General features: G+C 68.1%; 10 protein-coding genes. 9 read left to right on the forward strand and 1 reads right to left on the reverse strand.

What is annotated here, in order from left to right:
- Positions 1 to 1,080 precede the first annotated feature (1,080 nt).
- Entirely contained in the window at positions 1,081 to 2,502 is a 1,422-nt protein-coding gene (sthA, locus tag LZD57_RS07770) for a Si-specific NAD(P)(+) transhydrogenase (protein ID WP_233719049.1), read from the reverse strand.
- Between the two features lie 265 nt (positions 2,503 to 2,767).
- Here sthA and gshB point away from each other — a divergent pair, with 265 nt between their 5' ends.
- The 9 genes from gshB to LZD57_RS07815 all read left to right on the forward strand — a co-directional run bounded on the left by gshB (position 2,768) and on the right by LZD57_RS07815 (position 10,888).
- Entirely contained in the window at positions 2,768 to 3,706 is a 939-nt protein-coding gene (gene gshB, locus LZD57_RS07775; RefSeq protein WP_233719050.1) for a glutathione synthase, read from the forward strand.
- 175 nt (positions 3,707 to 3,881) lie between these two features.
- Positions 3,882 to 4,610, forward strand: a complete 729-nt coding sequence (locus LZD57_RS07780) for an SH3 domain-containing protein (protein WP_233719051.1) — start codon at positions 3,882 to 3,884, stop codon at positions 4,608 to 4,610.
- Positions 4,611 to 4,870: 260 nt separating this feature from the next.
- Positions 4,871 to 6,187 (forward strand): serine hydroxymethyltransferase, encoded by a 1,317-nt coding sequence (glyA, locus tag LZD57_RS07785; RefSeq protein WP_255699837.1) that lies wholly within the window; start codon positions 4,871 to 4,873, stop codon positions 6,185 to 6,187.
- Between the two features lie 96 nt (positions 6,188 to 6,283).
- Entirely contained in the window at positions 6,284 to 6,802 is a 519-nt protein-coding gene (gene nrdR / locus LZD57_RS07790; RefSeq protein WP_233719052.1) for a transcriptional regulator NrdR, read from the forward strand.
- Complete coding sequence (gene ribD / locus LZD57_RS07795) at positions 6,792 to 7,940, forward strand: bifunctional diaminohydroxyphosphoribosylaminopyrimidine deaminase/5-amino-6-(5-phosphoribosylamino)uracil reductase RibD (RefSeq protein WP_233719053.1); 1,149 nt, start codon at positions 6,792 to 6,794, stop codon at positions 7,938 to 7,940. The genes nrdR and ribD overlap by 11 nt, the downstream gene beginning before the upstream one ends.
- Positions 7,940 to 8,551 (forward strand): riboflavin synthase, encoded by a 612-nt coding sequence (locus LZD57_RS07800; RefSeq protein WP_233719054.1) that lies wholly within the window; start codon positions 7,940 to 7,942, stop codon positions 8,549 to 8,551. The genes ribD and LZD57_RS07800 overlap by 1 nt, the downstream gene beginning before the upstream one ends.
- A gap of 143 nt (positions 8,552 to 8,694) precedes the next feature.
- The gene (locus tag LZD57_RS07805; protein WP_233719055.1) at positions 8,695 to 9,144 is read left to right on the forward strand and encodes a 6,7-dimethyl-8-ribityllumazine synthase; all 450 of its coding nucleotides are present in this window, start codon (positions 8,695 to 8,697) and stop codon (positions 9,142 to 9,144) included.
- 2 nt (positions 9,145 to 9,146) lie between these two features.
- Positions 9,147 to 9,656: a transcription antitermination factor NusB gene (nusB, locus tag LZD57_RS07810; RefSeq protein WP_233719056.1), complete on the forward strand. Its 510-nt coding sequence runs from the start codon at positions 9,147 to 9,149 to the stop codon at positions 9,654 to 9,656.
- Positions 9,653 to 10,888, forward strand: a complete 1,236-nt coding sequence (locus LZD57_RS07815; RefSeq protein WP_233719057.1) for an MFS transporter — start codon at positions 9,653 to 9,655, stop codon at positions 10,886 to 10,888. The genes nusB and LZD57_RS07815 overlap by 4 nt, the downstream gene beginning before the upstream one ends.
- Positions 10,889 to 10,973: the final 85 nt, after the last annotated feature.

A 10,973-nucleotide genomic window follows, 5' to 3' on the forward strand; every position in this document is an offset into this window, starting at 1 on the left:
GAGCTTCATAGTCTGAGCGAAGCGGAATGGGCGGGGCCATGGCGAACAAACTCCTGTTCGCCATCTTGAATCATATCCCGGACGGGTCGGGAATCCCATACGAGTCAGTCAATGCGGGAATTGGTATTAGACGCGAAGCGGCTAAACGATAGAAATCGCAAGAGAGGGGTTTCACCCTGTCCGCCCATGCACCGTTGCATCGCCAATGCGCCCTGTTCTCGGTCGCGGCGGCTGAAACGGGGATACCCCTCTCTTGCCATTCTCAAGGTTTGGACGACGCTCCGCGCCGCCCAACTCCTTGGAATGGCTTTCTCTCCCACGGAGGGGAGAGAGGGCGCGCGGGAGCTGAAGCGGGCGCCCCTTTGAAGGTTTTCACCGCTGAAGCCGCTGCCCTGGCGGCAGAACTGGACGCGTCACCCGCCGCGTCGTCATTCTCGGGCCAAGTCCCGAGAATCCAGGGGCCGCGCTTCGAACGCCCGATGTCGCCACGTTACCGGCCTGCCTCCGGCGCTCTTCTGGATTCTCGGCACGGGGGCCGAGAATGACGCCGAGCCTCGGGGGAAAGAGGGCGCCTCGTCCTGTTCCGCAAAAAAGATATCCCCATCCCCTAACTCCACCCGTATCATCCCCCGACCGCCGGCCCACGGAACGGGCACGAATGATCACCGGGATCGTTCGGGGGCCGGCGGGCGGTGTCCGCGGCGGAGCGCTCTTCCGGAGGGTGGCCGTCCCGGACGGTTGCGAGGCGCCGCTGGCCCCTCCTCGACTATGCGGGGGGTGCGGATCGGTCCGCTTGACCGGGGGCACCCGGGAAGCGCCAGCCGCCATCGCGACGACCCGTCCCCGCCGCGGCAGCGTCGGGGTCGCCGAAAAGGCAGCGGGTCGGCGCGATGCATCGCGACCGTAACGCACCGCGCGGGATGCCGGAGGCGGACCGTACAAATACAAAGTTCGGAGGGTCTGCCTCCGGCATCCCGTCGCCCGCCCTCTGGAGCGCGGCGGCCGAAACGACGCTCCATCCCTTCGCGGCTTTCGCCGGCGAGGCGGTTTTCGCGCGCCCGCCGGTGAGAGGCGCCGGCGCTATTCGTCGCCGGAAATATGCGGCGCCGCGTCCGGGCCGGCCATGCGGTTGTAGGCGTCGAGGGCGGCGACCTTATAGGCCTCGGCGAGGGTGGGATAGTTGAAGGTGTTCTCGACGAAATAGTCGAGCGTGCCCTTGAGGTTGAGCACGGCCTGGCCGATGTGGATCAGCTCGGTCGCGCCTTCGCCGACGATGTGGCAGCCGAGGAGCCGGCGGGTCTTGAGGCTGAAGATCATCTTCAGCATGCCCCGGTCGAGGCCCATGATGTGGCCGCGCGAGGTCTCGCGGAAGCGGGCGACGCCGGTCTCGTAGGGAATGTTCCGCTCGGCGACTTCCCGCTCGGTCATGCCGACCATCGACATTTCCGGCACCGAATAGATGCCGTAGGGGAAATAGTCCGGCGGCTCGACGGCGGTGAAGCCGAAGGCGTGGCAGGCGGCGACGCGGCCCTGTTCCATCGAGGTCGAGGCGAGACTCGGAAAGCCGATGACGTCGCCGGCGGCGTAGATGTGCGGCACTTCGGTCTGCAGGGTCTTCGGGTCGACCTTGAGGCGCCCGCGATGATCGGTGGTCAGCCCGCAGGCGTCGAGATTGAGCACCCGGGTCGAGCCCATGCGGCCGGCGGCGAAGAGCACCATCTGGGTGCGCACGTGCCGCCCGCCCTCGAGCACGATCTCGCAGGCGTCGCCGGTCCTCGTCACGCGCTCGACCTTGTGGCCGAAGCGCAGCGCCATGCCGCTGTCGCGCAGCTGGTAGGTGAAGTCCGACAGGAGTTCCTTGTCGAGGAAGTCGAGCATCGAATCGCGCGGCTCGATCAGCGTCACCTTGACGTCGAGCGCGCTGAAGATCGTCGCATATTCGACGCCGATGACGCCGGCCCCGATCACCGCGATCGAGCGGGGCAGCGAAGCGAGATCGATGATCTCGTCCGAGTCGAGGACGGTCTTGCCGTCGAAGGGGATGTAGTCCGGCCGGAACGGGTGGGTGCCGGTGGCGATCAGGAAGTGGCCGCCGCCGAACTGGTGGATCTCGCCTTCGTCGCCCAGCACCTCGATCGTGTGGGCGTCGACGAACCGCGCCTCGCCGCGCAGCACCGAGACCCGGTTGCGGGCGAACTGATGCTCCAGCACCTCGACCTCGTGGGTGAGGGTGAGGTGCAGCCGATCGCGCAGGTCGTTCGCGGTGATGTCCTTCTTGACCCGGTAGGCCCGGCCGTAGAACCCTCGCTCGCGCCAGCCCGAAAGATTGAGCACGGTCTCGCGCAGGGTCTTCGAGGGGATCGTGCCGGTGTGGACCGAGACGCCGCCGACCTTGCGCCCGCGTTCGACGACGAGGACGCTGCGCCCCAGCTTGGCGGCCTGGATGGCGGCTCGGCGGCCGGAGGGGCCCGAGCCGATGACGATGAAGTCGTATTGCTCCACGATCGGACCTCGATCTGACAATTCCACGTAAAGTCCGATTCCAGCTACCGCCGGAACCGACTTTTGCAACGCAGCAACTACATCTTTCCGCTTTTACGGGCCTTGCCGGTCGGGCAAGCGGCGGCGGATCGCCCGAGACGGCACTGCGACCGCTGCGGAATGGGACGCGGGCGGTGACCGATCCATCAACGGCGCCGACATTGCCACGGGCGGGGCGCGGCGCTACCACCAGCCGCAACGATCACGATCAAGCGGAGATGCCGCCATGGCGCTCGATGTCGCCGTCCAGATGGACCACGTCTCGTCGATTTCGATCAAGGGCGATTCGACCTTCGCCATCTGCCTCGAGGCCCAGCGCCGGGGGCACTCGCTGTTCCACTACACGCCGGAGAAGCTGTCGCTGCGCGACGGCAGGGTGACGGTGCGCGGCGAGGCGATGGAACTGCGGGAAGAGGAGGGCAACCACTTCACCCTCGGCCCGGCGGAAAAGCGCGATCTCGGCGAGGCGGACGTCGTGCTCCTGCGCCAGGATCCGCCCTTCGACATGGCCTACATCACCTCGACCCACATCCTCGAACGGGTGCAGCCGAAGACGCTGGTGGTCAACGATCCGGCCTCGGTGCGCAATGCGCCGGAGAAGATCTTCGTCACCGAGTTTCCCGAGCTGATGCCGGAAACGCTGATCACCAAGGACATCGCCGAGGTGATGGATTTCCGGGCCGAGTTCGGCGAGATCGTCATGAAGCCGCTCTACGGCAATGGCGGGGCGGGAGTCTTCCACATCACCAGGGAAGACCGCAACCTCACCTCGTTCTTCGAGACCTTCGGCCTTCTGTTCCGCGAGCCCTTCATCGTCCAGCGCTATCTGAAGGACGTGCGCCAGGGGGACAAGCGGATCATCCTCGTCGACGGCGAGATCGCCGGAGCGATCAACCGCGTCCCGGCCGAGACCGACGCGCGCTCCAACATGCATGTCGGGGGCGTCGCCACCGCCACCGAACTGACGGCGCGCGAACGGGAGATCTGCGAGCGGATCGGGCCGGCGCTGAAGGAGCGCGACCTGTTGTTCGTCGGCATCGACGTCATCGGCGGGCTGCTCACCGAGATCAACGTCACCTCGCCGACGGGCATCCGCGAGGTCTCCCGCTTCGGCGGCAACGACATCGCGGCGATGATCTGGGACGCCATCGAGGCGCGGCTCTGAGGCGGCGCCGGGCCGATCACGGCATGGGCGACGGAGGCGGGCCTTCGGTCTTCGTTCAACATGAACGGCGGATGAAGCCGCCGTTACGGAACCGTTCGGACGCACTATGTTTTCCTGCAGTCGAAATGGTCGGGAGCCCTCGACCACGGATCTTTCGGCAGGAGGAACACCCATCATGAAGAAGACTCTTCTCGCGGCCGCCGCTCTGGCGAGCGCCGTCGCGGTTCCCGCAGGCTCGGCCTACGCCTCGGAAAAGGCCATCGCCACCACCAACGTCAATCTGCGCGCCGGACCCTCGACCGACTATCCCGTCGTCGACGTGCTCGTCGCCGGCGAGGGGCTGCGGGTGTTCGGCTGCCTGCAGACCCGCTCCTGGTGCGACGTTCGGTTTCGCGGCCAGCGCGGCTGGATCTCGGCGAACTACATCGCGCTGACCGGCGGCAACTATTCCGGGCGGCACGATTTCGATCCCTATTCGGCGCCGGTGATCACCTTCTCGATCGACAGCTACTGGGGCGATCACTATCGCAGCCGCAACTTCTATCACAATCGCGACCGCTTCCGGGGCCACCGGGGACCGGGTCGTGATCGCGGCGATTGGGGTCGCGACCGTCACGACCGTGGCGACCGTCATCGCGGCGATCGTGGGCGCGACTATGGTGACCGTGATGGCCGCGACGACGATCGCGGCCGGGACTTCGGCGATCGCGACGGGCGCGGTGGACGCGGTGACTTCGATCGCCGGCGTCCCGACGATCGGGCCGACTTCGATCGCCGTGGCCGTGGCGACGATCGGCGTGGCGATTTCTTCCGGCGCGATCGTGACGGCGACGATCGCGGCCCGCGTCACGACGGAGGACGGCGCGGGGACGGACCGCCGCGGCCGCTCTACCGCGTCGACTGAACCTTTGGCAGCGCGCTTCCGCTCGAGACTGCCGGCGGGATCCGTCGTGACGAGAAAGATGGCGATGCCGGCCGAGGGGGCCGGCATCCGGCTTTTGCTTGCGCCTTGCCGTCTGCTTGGAGATGGACCATCGCTGTGCTAAGGCCCGCTCGATGCCGAGCGAAGAAGCGGCCGTCTCCGGTCGGCGCGAGGCCGGCGAGCTACGGGCGCCCGTGCCGCCGAGCCGACTTGCCAACGAGCCAAAGCGGGAGAGTGACAGCATGAGCCATGCCCCCAGTGCCGACGCGAAGAGCGATTTCTCCGGCTTCTTCACCACTCCGGTCGCCGAGAGCGATCCCGAACTCTTCTCCGCCATGGAGAAGGAACTCGGTCGCCAGCGCCACGAGATCGAACTGATCGCCTCGGAGAACATCGTCTCGCGCGCCGTGATGGAAGCGCAGGGCTCCGTCCTGACCAACAAATATGCCGAGGGCTATCCCGGCCGGCGCTACTATGGCGGCTGCCAGTACGTCGACATCGTCGAGGAACTGGCGATCGATCGGGTGAAACAGCTTTTCGGCTGCGCCTTCGCCAACGTCCAGGCCAATTCCGGCAGCCAGGCCAACCAGGCGGTGCTGCTGGCGCTGTCGAAGCCCGGCGCGACGCTGCTCGGCATGAGCCTCGACGCCGGCGGCCATCTCACCCACGGCGCCAAGCCGAACCTGTCCGGCCGCTGGTTCAACGCCGTGCAGTACGGTCTCGACACCTCGACCGGCCTCATCGACTACGACCAGGTGGAAAGCCTCGCCCTCGACCACAAGCCGGAGGTGATCGTCGCCGGCGGCTCGGCCTATTCGCGGCAGATCGACTTCGCGCGCTTCCGCGCCATCGCCGACAAGGTCGGCGCCTATCTCTGGGTCGACATGGCGCATTTCGCCGGTCTCGTCGCGGCCGGCCATCATCCGAGCCCGTTCCCGCACGCCCATGTCGCGACCTCGACGACCCACAAGACCCTGCGCGGCCCGCGCGGCGGCATCGTTCTGACCAACGACGAAGAGATCGCCAAGAAGATCAACTCGGCAATCTTCCCGGGCCTCCAGGGCGGCCCGCTGATGCATGTCATCGCCGGCAAGGCGGTGGCCTTCGGCGAGGCGCTGCAGCCGGCCTTCAAGTCCTATATCGGCGCGGTCTGCGAGAACGCCAAGGTTCTCGCCGAGACGCTGCGCGAGGGCGGTCTCGACATCGTCTCCGGCGGCACCGACACGCATCTGATGCTGGTCGACCTCCGGCCGATGAACCTCACCGGCAAGGCGTCGGAAAAGGCGCTCGGCCGGGCGAACGTCACCTGCAACAAGAACGGCGTGCCGAACGACCCGCAGAAGCCGATGATCACCTCGGGCATCCGGCTCGGAACCCCGGCGGCGACCAGCCGCGGCTTCGGCACGGCCGAATTCCGCGAGGTCGGCAAGCTGATTCTCGAAGTGCTGGACAGCCTGCGCAAGTCCAACTCCGAGGAGGGCAACGCCGAGGTCGAAGCTTCGGTGAAAGAGCGGGTCGTCGCGCTGACCGACCGTTTTCCGATCTATCAGGCGATCTGAGCGGGGCGAAACTTTTCGGCCGGCCAAGCCATCATTATCTGAAAAGGCCGCCCTCGCGCGGCCTTTTCTTCGTATGAATCCAGGAGTGCCGAAACGATGCGCTGCCCCTTTTGCGGGTCCCAGGACAGCCAGGTGAAGGATTCGCGCCCCGCCGAGGACGGCGCGGCGATCCGCCGGCGGCGGGTCTGCCCGGACTGCTCGGGCCGTTTCACCACCTTCGAGCGGGTGCAGCTGCGCGAACTGCACGTCCTGAAGAAATCCGGCAAGCGCGTGCCCTTCGAGCGCGACAAGCTCGCCCGGTCGATCGAGATCGCGCTCAGAAAGCGTCCGGTCGATCCGGCGAGGGTCGAGCGGATGATCTCCGGCATCGTCCGCCGGCTCGAGCAGATGGGCGAGGCGGAAGTGCGGTCGGACGTGATCGGCGCGATGGTGATGGAGGCGCTGAGGGGCCTCGACGACGTCGCCTATGTGCGCTTCGCCTCGGTCTATCGCGACTTCGCCGAGGCCAGCGACTTCGAATCGGTGATCGGCGAACTGGCGCGCACGCACAAGGAAGCGGTGATTGCCGCGCCGCCGGCCGTTTCGCTCGAAGCGGACGATCCCCATGACGACTGAGCTTCCAGCCTTCTCGCCGGAACGGCCGGAGGACCGGCGCTTCATGGCGGCGGCGATCCGCTATGCCATGCGCAATGCCGGCCGGACGGGGACCAATCCTTCCGTCGCCACGCTGATCGTCCAGGACGACGGCGACGGGCGGGGCCCCCGGATCGTCGGGCGCGGCGTCACCGCCCTCGGTGGCCGGCCCCATGCCGAAGCGGGCGCGCTCGCCGAGGCGGGAGATCTCGCGCGCGGCGCGACGGCCTACGTGACGCTCGAACCCTGCGCCCATCACGGCCGCACGCCCCCCTGCGCCGAGGCGCTCGTCCGGGCCGGCATCTCCCGCGTTGTGTCGGCCGCCGCCGATCCGGATCCGCGGGTGAACGGCAAGGGGCACGGGATGCTGCTGGCCGGCGGGGTCGCGGTCACGCCGAAGGTGATGGCGAAGGAGGCCGCCCGCACGATCGAGGGCTACCTCACCCGGCACCGGCTCGGAAGGCCGGGCGTGACCCTGAAACTCGCTCTGTCGCGGGACGGGCGGATCGGCGTGAGGGGCGGCGGGCAGGTGAAGATCACCGGCCCGATCTCCGACGCCCAGACCCATCTCGTGCGGGCCCGCAACGACGCCATCCTCGTCGGCGCCGGGACCGCGCTCGACGACGATCCGCGGCTCGACTGCCGGCTGCCGGGCATGGCGGGCCGCTCGCCGGCGCGCATCGTCCTCGATCCGCATCTGCGCACGTCGCCGGAGATGACGGTGGCGCGCACCGCAAGGACCGTGCCGACGATGATCGCGACCTATGAGGCTTCCGACGCCGACCGCCGCGCAGCGCTTGCCGCCGAGGGCGTGTCCTTCGTCGCCTGCGTGCCCGATCCGGAGACCGGCCTCGTGGCACTGCCCGAGCTTCTGGAAGATCTCGCGGCGACGGGGATCACCTCGATCATGGTCGAGGGCGGGGCGACGATCGCGGCGAGTTTCCTCGACGCCGCGCTGGTCGACCGGCTGATCCTCGCCGAGGGCGCCGTCGAGATCGGCGAGGACGGGCTGAAGGCGCCGATCGACGTCGATGCTGCGAGGCGGCGTTTCAAACTCCTGCGCCAGGACGTCTTCGGCGCCGACAGATGGTTCGAATTTGCTTGTGGGGATGGGCTCTGATGTTCACCGGGATCGTCACCGACATCGGCCGGATCGAGGCCGTCGCCCCGCGGAACGAGGGGAGAGCTTTCCGCGTCGCCACCGAATACGATCCCAGGGGCATCGAGATCGGCGCGTCGATCGCCTGCGCCGGGGTGTGCCTGACGGTGACGGCGCTGTCCGAGGCGACGTCGAACGCCCGCTGGTTCGAGGTGGAAGCCTGGGAGGAAGCGCTGCGGCTGACGACGGCCGGCGGGTGGCAGACGGGAAGCCGCATCAATCTCGAACGCTCGCTCAAGGTCGGCGACGAACTCGGCGGCCATCTCGTCTCGGGTCACGTCGACGGGCTGGCGGAGATCGTGGCGCGCGAGGAGGAAGGCGAGGCCGTCCGGTTTCGCCTGAGGGCGCCGCAGGATCTCGAGCGCTACATCGCCCGCAAGGGCTCGATCTGTCTCGACGGGACCTCGCTGACCGTCAATTCGGTCGAGGACGACGTCTTCGACGTCCTGCTCATCCGCCATTCGCTCGCCGTAACCACATGGGGCGATCGGCAGGTCGGCGACCTCGTCAATCTTGAGATCGACCAGATTGCGCGCTATGCGGAGCGCCTGTTCGGCGCGCCGACCGGCTGAAGCGACCCGTTCGCTTCTCTTCCGGCTCCGCGCCGCTCTCGATCTTACGCTCCACGTCGCCCAGCAGATCCGCGGATTCATCGAGTGACCGGTCGGCGCCCGGAAGCGCCCAGCGGCGACCAGGCCTTGAAAGGGCACATTCCATGGCGGCCAAACCGCACATCCTGATCGTCGAGGCGCGCTATTACGAGCACATCGCCGATCATCTTCTCAACGGCGCCAAGCGCGCGCTCGACGAAGCGGGAGCGACCTACGAGGTCGTCACCGTGCCGGGCGCGCTGGAGGTTCCCGCCGCGATCGGCTTCGCCCTGTCCGGCGCCGACGGCGGCGGCACCGAATTCGACGGCTATGTCGCACTCGGTTGCGTCATTCGCGGCGAGACGTTTCACTTCGACATCGTCGCGGGCGAATCCGCCCGCGCCCTGATGTCGCTCACCGTCGACGAGGGGCTCGCGCTCGGCAACGCCATTCTCACCGTCGAGACCGAGGAGCAGGCGCTGGTGCGGGCCGACCCGGCGCGCAAGAACAAGGGCGGCGAGGCAGCGCAGGTCGCGTTGCGCATGATCGCCCTCAGGGATCATTTCGGAGCCTGACGATGGCAGAAGCTGCCCAGCCGCCGCGCCCTCTGAAAGCGGCCAACAAGCGTGGCGCGGCGCGCCTCGCCGCCGTCCAGGCCCTCTATCAGATGGAGGTCGGCGGCTCGACGCTGATGGAGACCGTCGCCGAATACGAATCCTTCCGGCTCGGCAGGGAGATCGACGGCGACCAGTATCGCGACGCCGATGCCGCCTGGTTCCGCGACGTCGTCGCCGGCGTCGTGCGCCAGCAGACGGCGATCGACCCGCTGATCCACAAGGCGCTGCCGACCGACTGGCCGCTCGCCCGCCTCGACACGACGCTGCGGGCGCTGATGCGTGCCGGCGTCTTCGAGATCCGCTCGCGGCTCGACGTTCCGGTCGCCGTCATCATCAACGAATATGTCGACGTCGCGCGGGCCTTCTACACCGAGGAGGAGCCGCGGCTGGTGAACGCCGTGCTCGACCGGATCGCCAAGGAACAGCGCCCCGAGGCGGGCGGAAACGCCGCAAGGCGCGAACGGCCGTGACCGTCGCGGCGGAGCCGGTCGGCGGATTGGGCGTCAGGACCGCGCGGCGCAACGCCCTCGTTCTGGCGACCGCCCAGGCCATCGTCGGCTCGGCCGCCCCGGTGGCGATCTCCACCGGCGGCCTCGCCGGCACCTGGCTGCTGCTCGAGGACAAGTCTTTGGCGACGCTGCCCGTCACCGGCTTCAACGTCGGCGTCGCGCTCGGCGCGCTGCCGGCGGCGGCGCTGATGCGGGCGATCGGCCGGCGGCTCGGCTTTTCCTCCGGCGCGCTCGTCGTCTCGATCGGCGGGCTTCTCGCCGGCTTTTCCCTGCTCGCCCAGTCCTTCTGGCCCTTCGTCGCCTCGCTGATGCTGGTCGGTTGCGGCAACGCCTTCACCCAGCAATACCGCTTCGCCGCCACCGACGGCGCGCCGCGCGACTATCAGGCGCGGGCGATCTCCGTCGTTCTCGCCGGGGGCATGTTCGCCGCCGTCATCGGCCCGCAGATGGTCAACTTCACCACCGGCCTGTTCCGGCCGGCGGAATTTGCCGGGGCGTTCTTCGGCGTTTCGGTTCTCGGCCTTCTCGGCGTCTTCGTGCTCTCGCGGCTGAAGATGGTCGAAAGAACGGTCCCAGAAGTGGGCGAGGAGCCGTCCGCTCCCGCCCGTCCGCTCGGCGAAATCATCGCCCAGCCGCGGTTCCTCACGGCGCTTCTGTGCGGCGTCGGCAGCTACGCGATGATGAGCTTCGTGATGACCGGCGCGCCGCTCGCCATCGTCGCCTGCGGCCACCCGCAGGAGATCGGCTTCTTCGGCATCCAGTGGCACGTCATGGCGATGTTCGGCCCGAGCTTCTTCACCGGCCGGCTGATCTCCCGTTTCGGCAAGGAGCGGGTGATCGCGATGGGTCTCCTCGCGCTTCTCGCCAGCTTCGCCGTGTTCCTGTCGGGTATCGCCGTCTGGCAGTTCTGGCTCGGCCTCGTCCTCCTCGGGCTCGGCTGGAACTTCGGCTTCATCGGCGCGACGGCGATGGTCGCCGAGACCCACCGGCCGTCCGAAAAGGGCAAGACGCAAGGGTTTCACGATCTCGCGCTGTTCACGACGGTGGCCGTTTCCTCCTTCATGTCGGGGCGGGTCTTCGTCGCCAGCGGCTGGGAGACGATGAACCTCGTCGCCCTGCCGATCGCCCTCGTCTGCATGGCGGCGATCGTCTTCGAGGCCCGCCGCGCCGGCGCCCGGCTGCTTTCGGGCTGACCGCGCGGCGCCGGCCGGGCCGGGCCGAGCCCGCCGAACCGCCTGCATTTCCCGCTTTCCTTCCCTGCGCTTGACGCGGCCACGT

The organism is Jiella avicenniae (assembly GCF_021390325.1).
GTDB classification, from domain to species: domain Bacteria; phylum Pseudomonadota; class Alphaproteobacteria; order Rhizobiales; family Rhizobiaceae; genus Jiella; species Jiella avicenniae.

Excerpts from the sequence above, each read along its gene's own strand:
- ribD (WP_233719053.1), top strand. The coding sequence starts at position 6,792 with ATGACGACTGAGCTTCCAGCCTTCTCGCCGGAACGGCCGGAGGACCGG.
- LZD57_RS07805 (WP_233719055.1), top strand. The coding sequence starts at position 8,695 with ATGGCGGCCAAACCGCACATCCTGATCGTCGAGGCGCGCTATTACGAG.
- LZD57_RS07800 (WP_233719054.1), top strand. The coding sequence starts at position 7,940 with ATGTTCACCGGGATCGTCACCGACATCGGCCGGATCGAGGCCGTCGCC.
- LZD57_RS07780 (WP_233719051.1), top strand. The coding sequence starts at position 3,882 with ATGAAGAAGACTCTTCTCGCGGCCGCCGCTCTGGCGAGCGCCGTCGCG.
- nrdR (WP_233719052.1), top strand. The coding sequence starts at position 6,284 with ATGCGCTGCCCCTTTTGCGGGTCCCAGGACAGCCAGGTGAAGGATTCG.
- glyA (WP_255699837.1), top strand. The coding sequence starts at position 4,871 with ATGAGCCATGCCCCCAGTGCCGACGCGAAGAGCGATTTCTCCGGCTTC.
- nusB (WP_233719056.1), top strand. The coding sequence starts at position 9,147 with ATGGCAGAAGCTGCCCAGCCGCCGCGCCCTCTGAAAGCGGCCAACAAG.
- gshB (WP_233719050.1), top strand. The coding sequence starts at position 2,768 with ATGGCGCTCGATGTCGCCGTCCAGATGGACCACGTCTCGTCGATTTCG.